Source organism: Sphingobacterium sp. BIGb0165, from assembly GCF_024810095.1.
Taxonomy (GTDB): Bacteria; Bacteroidota; Bacteroidia; order Sphingobacteriales; family Sphingobacteriaceae; genus Sphingobacterium; species Sphingobacterium detergens.
On sequence record NZ_JANUEB010000012.1, the window covers coordinates 176,832 to 197,559 of the forward strand.

A 20,728-nucleotide genomic window follows, 5' to 3' on the forward strand; every position below is an offset into this window, starting at 1 on the left:
TAGACTTCAAATGATGAAAAAAATAAGTAGCCTCATTTTACTCTTAGTCAGCCTCAGTAGCTGCAATAAATATTTGGATATTATCCCCAAAGGAAAATTTATTCCTGAATCCGTTGATGACTTTGAAGATCTATCAGCCAACCCATCCTATAGTTCATCGGGTTATGCACTACTCGAACGCATGTCTGATGGAATTTACATGCCGGAGACCTATGTCAAAAGTGGCTTCAATACCAGCAGCTCCAAAACTTATATGTGGGCCGAAAGCTTCTATGTTAATCCTGAAACTGACAACGGCTGGGATCCGAATTACGCAAATATCTTCAACGCGAATATTATTCTGCAAAATATTCCTAAACTACCAGCTAATGAGAAAACGCGTATAGACCAGATTAAGGGTGATGCCTACTGCAATCGTGGATCCGCTTACCTCAATCTCATCCTATTGTATGCACCGGTATATCAAGCATCTACCGTTGCAAGTGATCTCGGGGTACCTATTCTTACAGAACCGGACCTGGAGGCCAAGCCCAAACGTGCTTCGAGTAAGGAAGTATATGATTTTATTTTAAATGACTTGACACAGGCCGAACAATTGCTACCAGAACAAGCGGAACATATGCTTCGCAACGATAAGAAAACTGCACAGGCCATCCTTGCCCGTACCTATCTTCAAATGGGAAATTACGTAGAGGCATTGGCTTACGCCCAAAAAGTCCTTGCTGTCAAATCCACGCTTATCGACTATAACACCTGGTCCTTCGTCAATCCGGCACGACCTCATGGCGGCACAACCAACAGGCCACTGCCACAAAATGACAGTGAGCGCATCGCTTATCGTACCACTTCTTTTGGTACCGCTTTGACGAATACCTGCATTTCACCGGATCTATTGGCCATTGTCGACAAAAACGATCTCCGTTTCAAATTCTTTTGGTCCAATCTGGAAAACAATGGCAAACCGACGACCGAGCCCTACCCTGTGTATATCCGTAGCGAACTAAACTTCAACATCGGTGTTCCCGAAATGATGTTAATCGCTGCAGAATGCCAAGCCCGATTGGGAAAAGTTAACGAAGCCCTCTCCTACCTAAACAAGCTTCGTGAAAAAAGATTTGCCCCCGCTGATTTCAAAGCTCTTCAGGCAGCAACGGCCGCAGCCGCAGTTAAACTCGTTATTCAAGAACGTCAGATCGAATTATTTGGCCGTGGCCAACGCTGGTTTGATATGAAACGTCTGGACAAAGATCCCTTGTTTAAAAAAGATTACAAGCGCGCAAATATGGAGGGCAGTTATACCTTAAAACAAGGATCACCAAAATTTGTCTGTCAAATTCCACCTAAAGTGCTTTTGATGAACAGTAATATCGTACCTAATCCCAGATAAAAGAGATAGTGAAAATAAAATTTTAGCATAATGCATTATTTAAAGATGAAATTATACAATACACTTTTAATTTGGGTATTCCTTTTAAGTACCCAGATTTCCAAAGGACAGACCTCCTATCAGATAGCAGGTCAGATCCACAGCGCCAAATCCGTCAGCAAAGTCTATTTATATCAAATGGATAAAGGTCGAAAGTTGTTGGATTCAGCGACTATCGTTGATGGCAAATTTTCATTTAAAGGACAAACAGCGGTCCCCATCGCTGCTAGCGTACAAGTCAAAGGCATCAGAAAAAGCCAGGACCTTTATCTGGAAAATGCGGTGATCAACCTTCAGCTTTATGAAAGTTGGAACCGGCCTAATATTGTCATTGGTGGACTTGAAAACAGCATCAAAAAGGGGTATGAACTCGACTCCCAGTACCTCCAGGATACACTTTCAAAAATCGGTAGGAATTACGAAAAAGCTGATGAAGAGGGTAAGGTCAGTCTAGGACTACAAATGCAAGGATTTAACAGTCAGCTCGATAGTATTCTTACGAGCTATCTTGCGGCTTTTCCACAATCACTAGCTGTACTTGACTGGTATCGACCTTACCTCGCAGTCATGAATTACAATCAACTGGAAGAGCTGCACGCCAAACTAGATAAGCGCCTTGAACGATACAGTACCTATCAGGAACTGTTGAAATACCGCCTTGAGAAAAAGAGTCAATACCTCGTTGGCCAGCAAGCACCAGCAGTTACTTCAAAAACCAGTACGGGAAAGACATTTAAACTTGAACAGCTGAAAGGCAAACTTGTGCTGTTGGATTTTTGGGCAAGCTGGTGTGCACCATGCCGTATTGCCAACCGTAAACTAGTTGCAACCTATCAGCAGTACAAAGACAAAGGATTTGAGGTGGTGTCCTATTCGATGGATAACAAAGAAAAACTATGGTTAGATGCAATTCAAAAAGATGGTATTCCCTGGATTCAGGTATCAGATTTAACAGGTTTCGACAATAATACGGTTGCGCAATCCTATTACGTTAAACAACTGCCAACATTATTTTTGATAGATGAGAATGGCACAGTTGTCCAACAACATATTGATCACGAAGAATTATTAGCATACTTAAAAAAGAAATATGATCACAACTAAAAAAAGCTATTTAAGCATCGGCGTCGCGCTACTGTTTTTCACAGCACAGGCGCAGGAAACAAAAGTTAGCATTGGGGGTAGAATCGAGGGCTTGGGTAATCGCGAGATTCGATTGTTAGATGCAGATATGAAAACGATCGGTACATTCCAATCCGTACAAGACAGTTTTCGGTATGAAACAAAATTAAATACCACAGATCAGCGTTTTTATGGTATCCATGTACCGAGCTTGGGCGATCTTGGCCCCTCGATGAAGCGCCCTGCCATACACTTTTTGGTTAGTTCAACCAACACAGTTATACATGCCAAACTAACGAACGGAAGCCTAGAGGAGGAAAAAATCATCGGTTCACCGGCCATGACGGCATTTACAGAAACTTATGATAATCTTCCCAGCACGAAACTGCTAAAAAACAGCAGCGAAGCTTACAATCGTGCCTTCGATGCTTATAATAATCAGGCTCAGACGGAAGAAAATAAGCTGTGGTTAAAACGCGAAGGACAAAAGATTGATTCGATCTATGATATACAACGTAAGGAGGTTGCGGAGAAAATCAGTAAAAATCCAAATGCAATGGTCTATGCGATGATTGCCAGCCAATATTTTGCTCCACGCAACAATGCTGCTGAGCTTAAAGAATTTCTCGGACAATTTGGGCCCAAGGTACTTCAACAAAGCTATTACCTCAAACAGATGCAGCAGTCTCTTGCACAACTTGGAAAAATAGAAATTGGGAAAAAAGCACCTGATTTTGCGCTGACATCCGACCGCGCTGCAACAGTTAAATTGAGTGATTATAAAGGCAAATATGTCTTGCTCGATTTTTGGGCAAGTTGGTGTGGCCCATGCCGAAAAGAAATGCCGCATGTAAAAGCTGCCTTTGAAAACTTCAAACATAAAAACTTTACGGTGCTTGCCGTATCCATCGACAAGGATACCGAAGCATGGACAAAAGCTTTGACAGAGGAAAAGATGCCATTCCCCCAAGTTATCGACAGCAAAGACGATCAATCAGCTGGAAAGCGATATATGGTCGAAGCTATTCCAACCAATTTCCTGATCGATCCCAGTGGCGTTATTATCGCCAGAAATCTACGGGGTGCAGAATTGGAAAAATACCTCAAGACAATATTGAATTAAAATAAATAACAATGGTCGTCATTTGAAAAATAGACGACCATTGCTGTAAATTAAAGTGTGTAAAGAATCTTGTTAAAACTGGCCCTTTCGTTTGAAAATGTAAAAACTGATCAGCATAAATAAGACTATCATAACGATATTACTGTAATCAAGCCTTTCAAAGCTTTCATTTTGGTACATGATGTTAATAAACGCATCATAGGCGCCGATATAGGGTATGAAGTCGGAAAATTCTTTTTCGGCGACAAAAAGTGAAAACACCAACATAAACATGCTCACGCCAATAGGATAAATAAAGCTTCTGAATAGCAGACTTAATGCCAATTGTATCATTGAAACAGCCGATAGCGTGGCAAAAAGCTTCAGAAACGTCAAGAAAATCACCATCCTATAATCGTGATTCTGAAAGCCGAGTACCGGGTAGATCAAACTCAGTATATACCCGCTGATCAAGAAAGCTGCATAAGCAAATAATATAGAAAACAATATAGTTAGCAGTATAAAAACAGCCTTTGAAAAGAATATCTTTGACTTGTCAAGCGGTAAAGTAAACAGTACCTTATAATTATTATTCTTATACTCGACATCACAACAGGCGTAAACAAACAGTGCAACTAGAATCGGGTACAGCAAATAAAAAAACTGAAAGACATATCTTCCTAGCAACACCTTCCAAGGGTTAGGTACCGCATTTATACTGCCCGACCGGATGATATCGTATATAATATAACCATCAATCGCGAAAATAAGCAATACCGGAGCGATAAGGACGCCAAAAATCTGCCGGTTTCTGAGCAGTTTATATTTTTCAGACAAGAAGGCTGTATAAAATGTATTAGTCATTCTAGCGGGCAATTAAGTTTATAAAAATCTGTTCAAGATCTGCACTATGGGAATCCAGTCCATAGATTTCAATGTTATGTTGCACCAGACATTTAATCAACTGATTAAATTGGTTGTCATCTACTATTTTCACCACAACAGTTTGTCCGTCGGTTCTTAATACCGAAAATTTGGCATTATTTAAAACATTGGTCGTGCGTGTAGCGTCCGAAGTCCGCAGTAAAGCCTCCCGTTCTACCTGACGCAACAGCTCGTTTTTAGTTCCCTGAAAGATCATTTTTCCCCCTTCGATGATGCCAATATGTGTGGCTATCTTTTCGAGCTCGCTTAGAATGTGACTTGACAGAAATATGGTCTTCCCTTGTTCATTGAGCAAGCGAAACAGATTTCTCATTTCGACAATTCCCTGTGGATCGAGCCCGTTTAGTGGTTCATCAAGGATTAGTAATTGTGGATCATGAAATATAGCCATGGCAATTCCGAGCCGCTGCTTCATCCCCATAGACAAGGTACTGGCTTTTTTCTTTTTTTCTTTTCCAAGATCTACCATTTCGAGCACCGCATCGATTCGTTTTTCTCCCTTTTTGTGGATGATATCCAAATATTTTAAATTCTCAAAAACGGTTAATTTAGTGTAATAGCAAGGGGCTTCAATGAGATTGCCCACATTTGCATAAATGTCGCTACGATTGGCTTTTAAACTTTGTCCCCGAATAAAAATAGCATCAGTGTTATCCTGCAAGAGTCCAAGTAGGAGTTTGATCGTAGTAGACTTTCCGGCACCATTTCGTCCAAGGTAACCATAGATACTTTTGTCTGGGACATGGAGGTCAATGTTATTTAAAATGGTTTTTAAACCTATTTTAAAGCTGAGCTGTTGTGTTAGGATACTTTCCATTATTGTTCGAAATAGGTGGGACTTTTATTTACGTCGATATAAAAAATGCCATCAATATAGTCAGTCCATTTTCTTTCCTCTTCCATACCTTGGTTGATCGTAGAGACAAACGGCCTCCTGAGCAAAGCTGTATCAGGCAGGCCTCGCAAATCCAGAAAGAAATAAGGTACCCCTGTTTGATGGAATATATTTTCAATGGCCAATTTACTAGGTTTATCCACTGTCTGACCGGCATCATTTTTCTGTTCGTAAGAACTAAAATCAAGCATATAAGCCTGACGGTCATATTTCTTTTTAATATAGGCGCCCAAAGGAAGGTATTCTTTGTTATTAGCTGCTGAAAAAGTATGGATATTGGCACACCATACAATGATTTTTTTTCCAGCATATAAAGAATCTATTTGGTACTGCAGATTTTGGGCCATCAATGAATCGCGTAGATGCATACTCTGCATTGATCCTGGAGTATAAGACCAGGACTTTTCATAATTAGCTTTTATATCGGCTAGGTATAAGCTATAAACTCGCTGTTCCTCGTCCCTGCCCAAGGTTCGTAATCTATACCCCAATTTACCTATTTCATTTAAAAACTGTTTTTTAGCTGTAGAATCAAGGGTTCTATTAGCATACCTGGCTAGGGTCAGATACTCCAGATTGTTAAGTTCTTTTTTTAATAAGGGATAATCTTTTAGATTGATCTTATTTTTAAGGCAAAAATCCTCGAGCAACTTTGCTCGTTTATCAGCAAGTAAACGACCAGAAAACTGAATATCAAATCCACCGAGAGTAATTGGCTTGCCTGATAATTTGGACTTTTGATAGTAGCTTATCAGTGGATCCGTTTCGTTGTTCCGCCACCAAAAATCAAACAAACCCAGACCAGCCAAAGATTGTTTAGGAAGCTGCATAGTTGGATTTCCCATTTCCTTATTCATGACCCACATATCATATTGTCCGGCTTCATAGAGTACAATGTTATAATCTAATTTTTCGTGGAGATAACGGATCAACCTCGATTTGGCCCGAAAAGTTTCCCCATCGTCATGCTGCATCTCCCCTAACATCAGTATCCTATTATCCTTTAAAATACGATCGAATATTTGAAGATCGGAAAAATTACTATCAGTCATCAAAATACTACTGATTACCTGCTTATTTTGATTTACCTCCCCCCGCAAAGCCTGATAATTCGACGGAAGCCGATCATTATAAATAAGTTCATTAAAAACTAAAATAATGGCAATAAGAGCCGTTATTGCGAGAAGTATATGCTTCATTTTGCACGATTAATTCGGTTTATATTTCCAGAAATAGGTAATTAAAGATACACTACTCCGAACAACTTCTAATATAAGATGATATTTTTAGTCTTTTCCATAAATAGATAATAAAAAAAATCACCTATTATTTCAAAAATAAAAAAACGGTTAAGCATCTCATGCTTAACCGTTTTTAGGAGCGCGTTATAGTTTCAACAAACCTTCCTAAATCTAGCTTATCGCGCGATCAGTAACCTGAGTTTTGTTTCAGTGTTCCTTTACTGTTGTCAATTACAGCTTGCGGAATTGGCCATAATTCATTTTTGTCAGCTTTGAATGTTCTGTTCTCAGAGAAAAAGCGGTCAGTCAAAGAAGTGTAGGTTACCTTTCCTGTTTTAGGATCAACCGTTCCTTTTGACAGCGCACCGTTTACAGGGCCATTCATCACATCGTTGGCAATCCCCCAACGGATAATATCAAAACGACGACGGCCTTCACCAGCCAATTCGACACGCTGTTCACGGCGTACCAGTTCCCGTAATTTACCTTGTGCAGCATAAACAGCTTTATCAACTTTTGGCATCTTAGCGCGCTCGCGTACCAAATCTAAATTTTCATATACGCTATTATCAATCTTGCCCAGCTCAATTTTTGCCTCAGCATTTAATAATAAGATCTCGGCATAACGCATCACAATAATATTGGTCCCTACATTCCATATGTTAACAAAACTCTCTGGATTTTGGATATATTTTCTATAGTTGTACCCAGTACTGGAAGCATTATCAGCCGCAGAAGGGTAATCTTTTGAATCAGGGTTCAATGGATCAAAATATTTACTCTTGTAGAGAGCTCCCGGATAAACTATCGTTGCTGCTAGACGTGGGTCCCTCTTTTCATAAGGATTTGCCGGATTATAACTTGTCGATTCTCCAATTGTTTTTCCCTCAGCTGTTTCATAAGCATCAACTAAACTTTGGGTAGGTACAATAGACCCCCAGCCCCCCATAGAATTCGGTAGCATTATGCCCAACATTGTATACGGCTGATCATTCGCTAGATATTCGATGTTCATTATCACTTCACTATTATTTTCATTGACCTCCTCAAATAAAGCAGCGTAATCATTGAATAGTTTGTAAGTTCCAGAGGAAATAATTTCCTGTGTAGTATTAATGACATCCTGATGCTTCTTTTGAAAGGCATAACAACGTGCCAACAGGCCCAAAGCAGCACCCTTTGACATTCTTGCGCCACCTTTTGAATAAGTCAAATCAGCCGCTGCTTCTTTTAATTCCTTTTCTACAAACTCGAGTACCTCTTTTTGAGTATTTGCTGGAATGTAAGCATCCTCCTTGGCCATTGTTTTGGTAATAATAGGCACCGCACCGAATAAAGTAGCCATATCAAAGTATCTATAAGCGCGAATCACACGTACTTCAGCAATCAATTTCTTTCTTTTTTCTGCCGCCATAGGAGCTTTGTCAATATTCTCCAAGATATAGTTAGCCCGACGGATATGTTCATAGGTATACCTTGCGTCAGCGTTTCCGGAATTTGTAGGAGTTGCTGTACCATTCCCTAAGGCCTGAAAGCCTTCCCATGGGAAATCGCTATTGGAATTATCCGAGGTACAATCCATATAAAAAATTTGCGTTCCATCTTCCCAGGCAGAACCCTCGTTAATTTTTCCATCCGAATTGCTTGTACCACTATACAGACCAGTCACAGCAAAATCCGCCTCAGCTTCTGTTTTCCAAAAATTATCAGCATTAAAAGCATCTAGAGGTTCCTGATCAAGTTTTTGACAGGACGCCATCAATGCAGCCACACCCAATGCGATTGTTATATTTCTAAGTTTCATGATTTTCAATTAAAAGTTCACATTTAGACCAAAGACATTTGTTTTCACCTGCGGGTAGTAGTTACCACGCGAATCTGCCGGAGCCTCCGGATCGAATCCCTTCGCAAAGCCCGTAAATGTCAACAGGTTTTGGCCGCTATAATATAATTTCGCCCCCTTGATTCCGATTCTATCCGTAAATGTTTTTGGCAGTGTATAGCCAAAAGTGATATTTTTTAAACGTACGTAACTCGCATTTTGAATCCAGAAGTCCGAAGGGGTTCCCGAAGGACTATTTTGCGCCCAGCTGGTCAATGCGCGTGGCATAGATCCATTTGGATTTGTTTCGGCATTAAAACGATCAGCATAGATGGTGGTTGGTTTGTCCGACCCGGAGATACCGCCAATGGCTTCCCCCCACAGATATCCTTGTACTTTTGCAGCCCCTTGGAAAAACAGACTCAGATCAAAGTTTTTATAGCTCATATTTGATGTCAAGCCAAAGATGAATTTAGGATCCGGTGAGCCCAAATACACCCGGTCATTGCCATCAATCTTCTTATCGCCATTTTGGTCTTTGTAAATAATATCACCAGCACCAACAGTACCATTTACCCCTTGAATTCCACTGTTTTTATATTCCGCATCCGACCTATAAATTCCAGCCGACTCATAACCGTAAAACGAACGGATAGGTCTCCCTTGTTCATAGACATAAAACGTTCCATTCACCTGTGGTTCATCGCTCGCCCATTTTTTAATCTGGTTATTAATATATGAACCATTGGCAGCAATGCTGTATTTAAAGTCACCAATGCTATTTTGATAATTGATCTGCAATTCGACCCCATTATTTTGTACTTTACCTGCATTTTGGTATGGAGATGGAAGGCCGTATAGTTCTGATACAGGCAGCTTTAGTAATACACCATCTGTACGACGGTCAAAATATTCAAATACAAAACCTAAATTATTCTTTAAATTCAGATCCAAACCGATATTGGTACTTGTGGTCGCTTCCCAGCGCAATAATGGATTGGCAGATTGTACGGTAGCCCCACCAGAGCTAGGTTTGGTTCCAAACGGATAATTAAACCCCGGAGTAATTGTAAATATGCCCGGATAAAAAGCATCGCCCGTCGGGTATAAATTGTCCGAGGTTGCGGACAACTGCTGATTTCCTAATTTACCCCAGCCTCCTCTTAATTTCAATTCTGATATTCCATCAGCTAGCGCAGATTCTTTAAAAAAATCTTCCTGTGAAATACGCCATCCTGCCGAGAACGAAGGGAACGTACTCCAGCGACTATTTCCTAGGAAACGTGAGGTTCCATCACGTCTCACATTTGCCTCCAATAGATATTTGTCCGCAAAAGCATAATTGATCCGGCCAAAGAACGAACGTAAGATCAATTTCTTTGCACCGCCATCCACCTTCATTCCGTCTCTGCTTCCTAAATTAAGTTCTGGAAATTCTTGATTCAAAAAACCTTGTGCATAGGCACTGGAATAGTCAGCCTTGAACGTCTCATCCATAAATCCACCTAAGACATTAAATTGATGATCACCAATTTTTTTGTCATACGTCAGCAAAGTTTGGAAAGTCAACCGTTCCGATTGGAAATTATAGACAGTCAGGTTATTCATCCCCTGCTTAGGTCCTACACCACCATTTTGATCATAGTATTGAATCTCCTTGACAAATTTGGACGACATATTATCAATAGGTTGAAACCCGATGACTTGCTTAATTTTTAACCCTTCCAAGATTTTAAATTCACCCGAGAAATTGACCTGTGTATGTTTATATATCATATTGTCTTTTGACTCCATGTCCATCCAGGCAATAGGGTTACCATCACTTCCACGACCGTATACACCATTGCTATATTTGTATGGAATAAACCCAGGAATCCGGTTGACCTGTCTAAAGATCTGTGCCATATCACCTGTATATGGATTTACCGGCTCGGTAATCCGTTGATAATTATAGGCCAATCCCAGATCAAAACGCAATCTTTCTGATACTTTAGCACCTACATTCGTCCGTAAGTTATATCGATCAGAGCCAGCTACTTTAATCACACCTTTTTGGCCTAAATAGCCACCGGAAGCCATATATTGTACATCTTCAGTTCCACCTGTTACCTGCATATTATGAGACTGTTGAAATCCCGAACCTTTATACAACATACCTAACCAATCTGTATTGGGATGCCCATCCGGATCGGAGCCATTTTTGAAGAGTTCGAGATCTTGAGCTGAAAAACGAGTGTCTTTTCCCTCGTTCTTTAGCGCTTCATTTAAGATCACAGCATGATCGTAAGCATTCATATATTCTGGCAGACGCGTTGGATCCTGAATACCGGCATAGCCTGTATAATTCAGCTGAGGTTTGCCGCTACCACCTTTTTTTGTTGTAATTAAAATAACCCCGTTGGCTGCCTTCGAACCGTAAATTGCAGCACTCGGACCGTCTTTCAATACGGATACACTTTCAATATCATTTGGATTGATATTGTTCATCGAACTTTCGATTCCATCCACAATCACAAGAGGGTTGGCATTATTGATGGTACCCAGACCGCGAATCCGTATGGTGCCATTATCTTTACCTGGCTGACCGGAATTTTGTGTAATTGTTACCCCTGAAAATTTACCTTGAATGGCTGATGAAACATTCGTTACCGGACGATCCTGTAGATCTTTTGAGGTAATCGCCTGCACCGCACCGGTTAAATTTACTTTTTTTTGCTTGGCGAAACCGACCACGACAACTTCCTCCAACGCCGAATTATCGCTTTCCAATTGAATGGAAATCGTATTACCGGTTACTGTCACTTCTTTGGATTTATAGCCCACACTACTCACAACCAAGATATCGCCTGCCTTTGCCTTGATCGAAAATGCACCTTTCGCATCAGTTGATGTTGATACGGAGGTACCCTTCACCGAAACAGTAACACCCGCCAAGGGCCCGTCCTCTGCAGTGACTTTACCGGCAATCGGATTTTGTTCAACTACTTTAGCCATATTCATAAATACAGTAGGTCGATCTACCGCAAATGTATTTTGCGAAGACGCAACAAGAAGGGCAACAGCAAGCAAGCTTACCTTTTGGTTACTTGTAAATTTTGAAATCATAATTAAATAGTTAGTTATTATTGCGTCAGCCTGTTTTTTCAGTTTAAGATTGACTAGTTTAGTCCCTTAAATTAGAGGGATATTCCTTGAGAAAAAAGTATTTAGCTATAAACAATCGATTGCGCTATTCACGCAATCGATTGTTTATAGCTAAAAAAAGAAACATTTGTCACTTGTTCACCTGTCTATTGCCAATAGATCTGAGGGAACTGTGCCCTCCCATTTTGATGCCATAGAGCGGTAACTTCTACTGAAACAGCTAAAGCACAATCCTACTATTAGTACCGAAATATCCGATATTGCGATGTTTGATAAAAAAAAGAGATCTAACACAATGGAGAGGGCATTTGTCTCAATTGGAGAAAATTCCCCAAATGATCATTATCTTTAAAACTAAATGCTGTGCTGCAATTGAATATCCAAATAAAACTAAAATATGAACATAAAAATTAATGCGTTCGTCATTGTACTGTTGTTGGGATTATCCCAGTCCCGAGGGCAGCAGAACAGTAAAGCCACTGTTATTGCAGCCAGTCAGCGGCAACAAAAAATTGATCAGTTCTGGGCAGATCGTGCTCACATTAATAAGGAGGGAACAGTATCTGTAGCCCCATTGAAGCTTACCTATACGCGACCCGCAAAGGTCTGGGAAGAAGCCTTGCCTCTGGGAAATGGGCAGCTCGGCGCGATGATTTTCGGTGGAATAGCGGATGAGCGCATTCAGTTTAACGAGAGTACACTTTGGGCGGGAGAACCGCAGAATCCCAATAATCCTAACGGAAAAACCAATCTTCCCCAGATTCAACAACTTCTTTTTGCTGGAAAAAACAAGGAAGCCGTCGAACTTGCTGATAGCACCTTAATGGGTATCCCAAACCGTATCCAGCCTTATCAATCCTTAGGTGAACTATGCCTGGATATGCCGCATCTCCAAGTGGACCGATATCAACGCTCCTTAGATCTGGAAACCGCCATACAACAGACCAGCTACCAATCTAATAAAATCAAATATACACGCGAATCCTTTATTTCCGCCCCCGCCAATCTTATGGTCATTCGGTACACAGCAGATAAGAAACAATCGCTGGATCTAAATTTCACCTGGAGGCGGGCGCAGGATTTCCACTGCATATCCGATCCCAATGATGCCTCGCAATTGATTCTCCAGGGACAAATAGGGCAATCAAGCAATATCAACCCAAAAGGAACCAAATTCGCAGCTATTGCAAAAGTCTTTTTAAAAGGAGGAAAGCTAATTAACAGCGGAGGGCGTGTAACCATTACCGGAGCTGATGAGATCACTATACTGATTACCGCAGCAACAGATTACCCCGGCCTAAAACAGATCAGTTATCCACAGCAAGGACGCATGATCGATCCCCGGGCCAACTGCAATAAGGTAATCCACGCATTAGGCAAGCTAGACTACGATCAACTGAAACATGCGCATATCGCAGATTACCAAGGTTATTTCAACCGTGTCCAACTAAAACTAACAGATCCGCAGGAAAAACAATGGCAAACCATTCCGACAGATTCATTGCTCCGACTGACCAAGGGAAAACAAAAAATCCCAACAACATTAATCAGCAAATACTTTCAATTTGGTCGTTATCTATTGATAAGCAGTTCACGTCCGGGACATATGCCAGCCAATCTACAAGGCTTATGGGCCTGGCAAATGAATCCACCGTGGAATGCCGATTTTCATACAAATATCAATCTCCAGATGAATTATTGGCCTGCCGAGTTAACTAATCTTTCTGAATTGCATCAACCTTTGTTTGATCTTACTTCCGCCTTGATCCCTTTTGGAGAGCGAACGGCAAATACAGTGTATGGTGCCCGAGGCTGGGTGGTCCACCATCTCACCGATGCCTGGGGTTATACTGCTCCCGCAGATGGTGTGTGGGGAATTTGGCCGATGGGTGGAGCATGGTTGGCGCAGCACCCCTGGGAGCACTATAGCTACACTGGAAACCGCCAATTTTTAAAAAATCAGGCTTATCCTATTATGAAAGGGGCGGCTACCTTTATCCTGGACTTTATGGTACAGATCCCTGCTGGCAAACCATTTGCAGGTTATTGGACCACCAACCCATCCCATTCACCTGAAAATAGCTTTATTTTACCCTCAGGTGAGGTCTCCAGTTTTACCTATGGTGCGACTATGGATACGCAGATCATTCGGGACCTCCTGCAAAACTGTGTGGAAGCAGCAACAGTCTTAGATTGTGATCCCGATTTCAGGCTGCAGTGCCAAGCCGCCTTACAAAAACTGATCCCCACCCAAATCAGCAAGGAAACTGGTCGTATTATGGAATGGATAGAAGACTATAAGGAAACCGAGGTAAACCACAGACACACCTCCCATCTGTTTGGTCTACACCCTAGTAATCAGATTTCAGTAACCAGTACCCCTGATCTGGCTGAGGCAGCAAAAAAGACATTACTGAGCCGTGGTGACCACAGTACTGGTTGGAGCCTAGCTTGGAGAATTAATATGTGGAATAGACTACATGATGGCGAACATGCTTACAAATTGCTTTACAATCTAATCAGTGATAAAACCCTGCCCAATTTATTTGACAACCATCCTCCTTTTCAGATCGATGGTAACTTTGGTGCTACAGCCGCTATTGGCGAAATGTTATTACAAAGTCAGGTGCGTGATAGCAACAACAATTATCTCATCGAGTTACTCCCAGCGCTAAGTAAACACATGGACGGGGGAAGCATTACCGGACTTAAGGCAAGAGGGAATATCAGCGTCAATATTGACTGGGAGAAAGGAAAGCTCGAAAAAGCAGAATTAATCCCTGGTAAAACAGGCCCGATCACAATCAGTTATGCGGGCAAACAGATCCAAGTAGAAGGAACTCAAGGAAAATCTATCCAGATTACCCCAAATATGTTCTAAGCAGAATCCAAAAATTGAGAATTATATCATGATTCAAAAAAAAATGGGTTGGTCAATTGACCAACCCATTTTTTTAATTTCCCCAATTTTTATTGGCCTTATCTCCCATCACAAACTCAAGCGTGCCACCTTTCAGGATATCAGCATGGTTTAGTTGTGTGCTATTCAATGGTTTTCCATTGAGGGTAGCCGACTGGATATATTTATTTTTTGCCGAAGCGTTCTTTCCGATAATTACAAAAGATTTGCCGTCAGGCAAGCTGATGCGTGTTTTCTCGAAAAATGGAGATCCGATACTATAGGAAGCCAGTCCCGGAGTAACCGGATAGAAACCCATCTGAGAAAAAACTACAAAAGCCGACATACCACCGCCATCCTCATCACCCGGTACCCCCATCAGATCATTTCTGAACCATTCACCGATCAGCTTATGGATCCGTTTTTGCGTCATCCAAGGCTGTCCAGCATAGTTGTATAGGTAAGGAATATGCAGCGCAGGCTCATTTGCCATCGAAAACTGACCGACATTGCCTGTATGATCTGGCAGCTGTGCATAGAAATCAAATTTAGATCGCCCAAGTGACTGCTGAAACATTTCATCCAGATACTGTACAAACAACTGGTTTCCCCCCATCAATTTGATCAGATCTGGAATATTATGCTGTACATCCCAACGGTATATCCAGGCATTATTTTCACCATAATATTCACGGGCTCCCTGTCCTCCGGCAAAAACATAATCAAAAGGCATGATAAAATTACCTTTGTCATCTTTAGGATGGAAAAATTTGGTCTGCTCGTTGAATAGATTCCGATAATTGAAAGACTGCTTCATAAACAGATCATAATCTGCTTTTATACCCAATTCATTAGCCAGTTGCGCCAGACACCAAAGGTCATAAGATGTACCGAGTGTAACGGCCACCGGTTGACGTCTCTCAAAGCCATGTACTTCAGGATAAGTTTCCTGTTCACCAGGATGCAAAGCTGGGATATACCCTTTTTCCTTAAAAAAATCGTCCATTTTTCCGGCAGGCTTATCAGACCATGGTGCCAAAGTCTTTTCAGTAATCGCCCCTTTTGCTGCCATATAAGCCTTCTGTATATCAAAACCACGGATCCCCTTACGGTAGGCATCCAGCAAGGTTGCAACCCCATGGTTAGAATTCATCCTTCTACTATCACCCGTGATTTCCGGAAAGGTCGGCAACCAAGGTTTGTCCATCTGCTCTGACATCCGCACAAAAGAATTGAGGATATTAGATTCTGTCGCTGGCTCCAACAGGACCCGTAGCGGATGGTGCGCACGATAGGAGTCCCAGATCCAGTCATCTGTAAAAAATGGCTTTCCTTCATCCGAATGGATCTTGCCATCAAATGCACTAAAATAACGTCCGCCTTCGGAGATATTTACCGGGCGCTCATAAGTTCTATATAAGGAAGTATAAAACACATTTTTGTCTGATTCATTGCCACCTTCAACGGCGATTTTCCCTAAGGCCTGATTCCAGATTTTACGTCCCTTCTCCGCTAGTTTCTTTTGATCAAAATCAGAAATTTCACGGTTCAGATTTGCTTTGGCTTGTGCAGCATCAATAAATGAAACACCATATTTCATTTTTAAGTTAGCTCCAGGCTGATCAAATTGTAGTACCAGACAAGCATTTCTTCCCTTGGCATCCATTCCTTTTTCTAGCTGTTTTCCCTGCAATTTGCTTACAGCGCTAGGTTTTGTCTCAGGAATCGCATAGATATACACACGTGTCCCATTGCCAATTTCCTGTGTTCCCGAAAGCGCTTGTCCATCCCATTTCAGTTCCCCATCACGTGAATTGAACTGCAGGTATTTAGTAGACGTATTCGGAAAGGTAAAAGTATACATACCCGACTGATGCGATAGTGCATAATCCACTTTGATATCTTCCTGATCCAAAACAACGGAATAACTATAAGGCTCGATCTCTTCCTGATCATAACTATACAATTGTACCGGACTCAATTGGCTTGGCAAGCGCAACATTGGGCTCAGATTAAAAGCCGACGACCCTCGGTGGCTCGTTACGATAAGCGGAAGACCATATAAACGATCCGAAGTAAAATCTCCTCTTTCAGGATATACCCGCAGTATACTGTTCGGTAGGTGAACAGTTGGGTAAGTTGGAACCAATAGATGGCTGATATTTCCCATGTATGGATTGACATAATCCACAAAGTCTTTTGTGTTTTTGGCTTGGGAAAAACCTTTTAGCAAAAAGATTGAAAAAAAAGTACAGCAACAGATTGTGCGTAAAATTGCATTAGATTTCAAATTGAGGTTCTTATTTAGCATTATAATTAATTAAGTGATCAACGGTTTAAGGGGAAACTAAGGTTTCGTCCCTAAAGTTAGTTTTTTTTGATGAAATATCAGGATGGAAATTTGCATGTTAAGTGATAATACCTATATTCGGCAAGCATTCATCCAATTGGCTATAATAGCGCGTAAACCAACAATCAATATGAAAACACCCACCTGCTGGATCCGATCAACACTGATTATTTTACTGACAACATGCTTTTACCTGAGCAGCATTGCTTCACAAGTCCCCAAGATCATTTATCTTTCCGACTATGGTATTCTTCCCAACACCGGGACCAACAGCTCCGCAGCAATCAATAAAGTTCTTCAGACAATTCTTGGGAAGATCGATAGAAAACAAGCCCTTGTTTTAAAATTCAGAAAAGGACGCTACGACTTTTATCCTGAGGGCGCATTATCAAGAACATACTATATTTCAAACCACGATCAGGACAATCCTAAAGCAGTAGGTATCGCATTTGAACACTGTAACTACCTCACGGTCGATGGCCAAGGCTCCGATTTCATTTACCATGGTCGAATGTTACCGATTTCCTTGATCGAAAGTAAAAACCTGACCCTTAAAAATATCCAAATTGATTTTGAACGTCCGCAGATCTGCCAGGTCCAGATCCTGAAGAATGACACAATCAATGGTACGATCGTTTACAAAACAGCTCCTTGGGTGACCTATACAATCAAAGACAGTGTATTTTACAATACCGGCGAAGGCTGGGCTATGCGCCCAACATCTGGAATCGCCTTTGAGGAAAAAACCAAACGCATTGTTTACAATACCAGTGATATTGGGGTAGGAACAAAAAAAGTAACCGAACTTTCGCCAGGTGTTATCCAAGCCGAGCAATGGAAAAATCCAAAGCTTATTCCGGGCACCGTCGTTGCTATGCGTGCAGGGTATCGCCCCAGCCCAGGTGTTTTTGTCCATAAAGGAAAAGATATTCGACTTGAAAATATCAGCGTGCATTATGCGGAAGGCATGGGCTTATTGGCCCAGCTCACCGAAAATATCAGCCTCGACAGATTTCAAGTGGCCCTGCGCGGGGATCAAGATCCCCGGTATTTTACGGCGCAGGCTGACGCGACCCATTTTTCAGGTTGTAAAGGCGTCATCGTCTCCAAAAATGGGCTGTATGAAAATATGATGGATGACGCAATCAACATCCATGGTACTTACCTTAAAATCACCAAGCGTCTGGATGATAAAACACTGATCGTCCGTTATATGCACGACCAATCCTACGGATTCGACTGGGGCGAGGCCGGCGATACCGTCCAATTTATCCAGTCAGGCACAATGGAACTTTGGGATCAGAAAAACCAGATCCAATCCATTCACATCTTACGGGATAAAGCAGATGATCCGATCCGTGAATTTAAGATTACGTTTAAAAAAGCCCTGGATCCTGCAATAGACCCAGCGACAACAGCGATGGGTATTGAAAATCTGAGCTGGACGCCCCGTGTGGTTTTCAGTGGCAATACCATTCGTCACAATCGTGCACGCGGTGCATTGTTCAGTACGCCGAGAAAAACCCTTGTCGAAAGAAACCTCTTTGACCATACCTCCGGCACCGCGATCCTGCTCTGTGGCGACGCCAATGGCTGGTACGAAACGGGCAGTTGTCATGACATTGTGATCAGACAAAACACATTTATCAATGCCCTAACCAATATGTTCCAGTTTACCAATGCAATTATATCGATCTATCCTGAAATTCCGGATCTTAAAAATCAACAGAAGTATTTTCATAGCGGTATTATCATTGAAGACAATTTCTTTGAGACCTTTGATAAGCCCATACTTTATGCGAAGTCTGTTGATGGTCTTGTTTTTCGCGGCAATCGAATCAAGACAAATACGGCTTATCCAGCTTTCCATTGGAACAAAAAAAGGGTATTCTTCGAGCGTGTTACGCACAGTCAAATTTCGAACAATACCATTGATGACAAGAAAAGTGAGTTAACAAATTAGATCAATAGCAAACCATTTGTCTCTATGTTATCCTTCAAAAACTATAGATTACTGATTTTATCGCTGTTATGCAGCAGCATAGGATCAGAGGCCTTTGCCCAGAGTGTCAATCGCAGGCAGGAACGCCAAGCAACCGAACGCCCCAATATTGTGGTATTCTTTGTTGATGACCTGGGTTGGCAGGATATGTCCGAACCATTTTATACCACCAAAACAGCTATTAACGAGAAGTTTCATACGCCACATATCGAATCACTGGCCAAAGATGCCGTCAAGTTTACCAATGCTTATGCCACGCCTGTGTGTACACCTTCACGGGTGAGCTTTCTCACAGGTTTAAATGCTGCACATCACCGAGTCACAAACTGGACAAATCCCAAAGCCAATACACCCACAGATAGTAAAGATGAATTGCTGAATCCACCGGACTGGAATATCAATGGATTGAGCCCCGTACCCAATATTCCCCATACGATCTATGCTACACCATTTCCAAGTATTCTCAAGGCCAACGGCTATTATACCATCCATATCGGTAAAGCCCACTGGGGATCCGCTGGTACTCCAGGTGCCAGTCCGCTCAATTTGGGATTTATGGTCAACGTAGCTGGCCATTCGGCCGGGCATCCACAAAACTACTACGGAGAGCAGAACTACGGGAATCTTCCAGGCAAAACCAGTTATCAGGCTGTACCTGACCTCATGGAATACCATGGTTCATCCACCTTTCTGACCGAGGCATTGACGCAGGAAGCATTGAAAGCACTTGCCGAACCTATTCGCCGCAAAGAACCCTTTTTCCTTCATTTCTCCAACTATGCTGTCCATGTCCCGATTCAGCCCGATCCACGATTTGTACAGCGATACCTTGACCAGGGACTGGATTCTACCGAAGCAGCTTATGCCTCTTTAGTGGAAGGCTATGACAAAAGTATGGGTGATATTGTTCAGTTTCTAAAGGACAAAGGCGTGTACGATAATACGGTGATTATCTTTTTGAGTGATAATGGCGGGCTCAGTCTCAGCCCACCACGTTCGGGGACTCCCCATACGCAAAATCTGCCACTGAAGGCCGGTAAAGGCTCTCTTTATGAAGGCGGCATCCGTATTCCACTGCTGATTAAACAGGCCGGTGGACATATTGGAAGCAGCACTTCGACACCGGTCATGGTCGAAGATCTATTTCCGACTATTCTCCAAATGGCAAAAGTAAAAGCGTATCAACTTGTACAGCAAGAACCAGACGGCAAGGACCTGACAGGCCTGCTAACGGGAAAGAACGACGCAAGTTGGAATAGTCGCCCCCTTATCTGGAATGTCCCCAACAAATGGACTGTTCCCGATGGTCCGGGTATCAATTTTTTCTCCGCTGTACGCCAAGGTGACTATAAGCTGCTTTATGACATGAAACAGGGAAAACTGGAACTCTACAACCTTCAGGATGATATCGGTGAACTGAATAACCTTGCGCCCAAAATGAAAGGGAAAACCAGCGAGCTCAGCAAACTACTTTCTGATCAGCTGCGGACATGGCAAGCCCAGTTGCCGACCTACAAGACGACCGGACAACAGATCCCCTATCCCGATCAGCTCAAATCCGTTGACAAATAGCTTTTATTGTCAACAAAATAGTTTTTTTAAGTTGGTGTCAACTTTTATAGAAAGCCTTTGCGATCAGATCGCAAAGGCTTTTATTTTAAACCTTATAAAACTGATACATCATTAACATGGATAAAAATACTGGATAGCCAGAAAAACCTATTACCTCTAGTTAGTCAGCTTCTGTAACCACCCGAATAGATCTACAGCGACTTTATCT

12 protein-coding genes are annotated in these 20,728 nt (G+C 41.9%); 6 read left to right on the forward strand and 6 right to left on the reverse strand.

What is annotated here, in order from left to right; all coding sequences use genetic code 11:
* Positions 1 to 10: 10 nt before the first annotated feature.
* From M2408_RS25015 to M2408_RS25025, 3 genes are read left to right on the forward strand one after another with little or no spacing between them, the layout of a single operon-like run.
* A complete protein-coding gene (locus M2408_RS25015) occupies positions 11 to 1,387 on the forward strand; it encodes a RagB/SusD family nutrient uptake outer membrane protein (RefSeq protein ID WP_259187292.1) in 1,377 nt (458 codons plus the stop codon).
* Between the two features lie 45 nt (positions 1,388 to 1,432).
* The gene (locus M2408_RS25020; protein WP_259187293.1) at positions 1,433 to 2,530 is read left to right on the forward strand and encodes a TlpA disulfide reductase family protein; all 1,098 of its coding nucleotides are present in this window, start codon (positions 1,433 to 1,435) and stop codon (positions 2,528 to 2,530) included.
* Positions 2,517 to 3,671, forward strand: a complete 1,155-nt coding sequence (locus tag M2408_RS25025) for a TlpA disulfide reductase family protein (RefSeq protein ID WP_259187294.1) — start codon at positions 2,517 to 2,519, stop codon at positions 3,669 to 3,671. The genes M2408_RS25020 and M2408_RS25025 overlap by 14 nt, the downstream gene beginning before the upstream one ends.
* A gap of 72 nt (positions 3,672 to 3,743) precedes the next feature.
* On the opposite strand, the gene M2408_RS25030 is transcribed toward M2408_RS25025, so the two are convergent.
* The 5 genes from M2408_RS25030 to M2408_RS25050 all read right to left on the reverse strand — a co-directional run bounded on the left by M2408_RS25030 (position 3,744) and on the right by M2408_RS25050 (position 11,658).
* Positions 3,744 to 4,514, reverse strand: coding sequence for an ABC transporter permease (locus M2408_RS25030; protein ID WP_259187295.1), 771 nt, complete (start codon positions 4,512 to 4,514; stop codon positions 3,744 to 3,746).
* 1 nt (position 4,515) lies between these two features.
* On the reverse strand, positions 4,516 to 5,412 hold the full coding sequence (locus tag M2408_RS25035) for an ABC transporter ATP-binding protein (protein WP_259187296.1): 897 nt from the start codon (positions 5,410 to 5,412) through the stop codon (positions 4,516 to 4,518).
* The gene (locus M2408_RS25040) at positions 5,412 to 6,689 is read right to left on the reverse strand and encodes an erythromycin esterase family protein (protein WP_259187297.1); all 1,278 of its coding nucleotides are present in this window, start codon (positions 6,687 to 6,689) and stop codon (positions 5,412 to 5,414) included. Before M2408_RS25040 ends, M2408_RS25035 begins: the two co-directional genes overlap by 1 nt.
* A gap of 229 nt (positions 6,690 to 6,918) precedes the next feature.
* Complete coding sequence (locus tag M2408_RS25045; protein WP_259187298.1) at positions 6,919 to 8,535, reverse strand: RagB/SusD family nutrient uptake outer membrane protein; 1,617 nt, start codon at positions 8,533 to 8,535, stop codon at positions 6,919 to 6,921.
* Positions 8,536 to 8,544: 9 nt separating this feature from the next.
* Entirely contained in the window at positions 8,545 to 11,658 is a 3,114-nt protein-coding gene (locus tag M2408_RS25050) for a TonB-dependent receptor (protein ID WP_259187299.1), read from the reverse strand.
* 436 nt (positions 11,659 to 12,094) lie between these two features.
* Between M2408_RS25050 and M2408_RS25055 the strand changes: the two genes are divergently transcribed.
* Positions 12,095 to 14,578, forward strand: coding sequence for a glycoside hydrolase family 95 protein (locus tag M2408_RS25055; RefSeq protein ID WP_259187300.1), 2,484 nt, complete (start codon positions 12,095 to 12,097; stop codon positions 14,576 to 14,578).
* A 73-nt stretch (positions 14,579 to 14,651) separates the two neighbouring features.
* On the opposite strand, the gene M2408_RS25060 is transcribed toward M2408_RS25055, so the two are convergent.
* A complete protein-coding gene (locus M2408_RS25060; RefSeq protein WP_259187302.1) occupies positions 14,652 to 16,907 on the reverse strand; it encodes a GH92 family glycosyl hydrolase in 2,256 nt (751 codons plus the stop codon).
* 169 nt (positions 16,908 to 17,076) lie between these two features.
* Between M2408_RS25060 and M2408_RS25065 the strand changes: the two genes are divergently transcribed.
* Together M2408_RS25065 and M2408_RS25070 are read left to right on the forward strand one after the other, a co-directional pair.
* Positions 17,077 to 18,909, forward strand: coding sequence for a hypothetical protein (locus tag M2408_RS25065; protein ID WP_310447690.1), 1,833 nt, complete (start codon positions 17,077 to 17,079; stop codon positions 18,907 to 18,909).
* 24 nt (positions 18,910 to 18,933) lie between these two features.
* Positions 18,934 to 20,520, forward strand: coding sequence for a sulfatase (locus M2408_RS25070; protein ID WP_259187303.1), 1,587 nt, complete (start codon positions 18,934 to 18,936; stop codon positions 20,518 to 20,520).
* The last annotated feature ends 208 nt before the right edge of the window (positions 20,521 to 20,728 follow it).

What these genes read in the sequence shown, in the direction of transcription:
- M2408_RS25060 (WP_259187302.1), bottom strand. Translation starts at nt 16,907, where the DNA reads ATGCTAAATAAGAACCTCAATTTGAAATCTAATGCAATTTTACGCACA.
- M2408_RS25015 (WP_259187292.1), top strand. Translation starts at nt 11, where the DNA reads ATGATGAAAAAAATAAGTAGCCTCATTTTACTCTTAGTCAGCCTCAGT.
- M2408_RS25020 (WP_259187293.1), top strand. Translation starts at nt 1,433, where the DNA reads ATGAAATTATACAATACACTTTTAATTTGGGTATTCCTTTTAAGTACC.
- M2408_RS25055 (WP_259187300.1), top strand. Translation starts at nt 12,095, where the DNA reads ATGAACATAAAAATTAATGCGTTCGTCATTGTACTGTTGTTGGGATTA.
- M2408_RS25040 (WP_259187297.1), bottom strand. Translation starts at nt 6,689, where the DNA reads ATGAAGCATATACTTCTCGCAATAACGGCTCTTATTGCCATTATTTTA.
- M2408_RS25035 (WP_259187296.1), bottom strand. Translation starts at nt 5,412, where the DNA reads ATGGAAAGTATCCTAACACAACAGCTCAGCTTTAAAATAGGTTTAAAA.
- M2408_RS25025 (WP_259187294.1), top strand. Translation starts at nt 2,517, where the DNA reads ATGATCACAACTAAAAAAAGCTATTTAAGCATCGGCGTCGCGCTACTG.
- M2408_RS25045 (WP_259187298.1), bottom strand. Translation starts at nt 8,535, where the DNA reads ATGAAACTTAGAAATATAACAATCGCATTGGGTGTGGCTGCATTGATG.
- M2408_RS25065 (WP_310447690.1), top strand. Translation starts at nt 17,077, where the DNA reads ATGAAAACACCCACCTGCTGGATCCGATCAACACTGATTATTTTACTG.
- M2408_RS25030 (WP_259187295.1), bottom strand. Translation starts at nt 4,514, where the DNA reads ATGACTAATACATTTTATACAGCCTTCTTGTCTGAAAAATATAAACTG.
- M2408_RS25050 (WP_259187299.1), bottom strand. Translation starts at nt 11,658, where the DNA reads ATGATTTCAAAATTTACAAGTAACCAAAAGGTAAGCTTGCTTGCTGTT.
- M2408_RS25070 (WP_259187303.1), top strand. Translation starts at nt 18,934, where the DNA reads ATGTTATCCTTCAAAAACTATAGATTACTGATTTTATCGCTGTTATGC.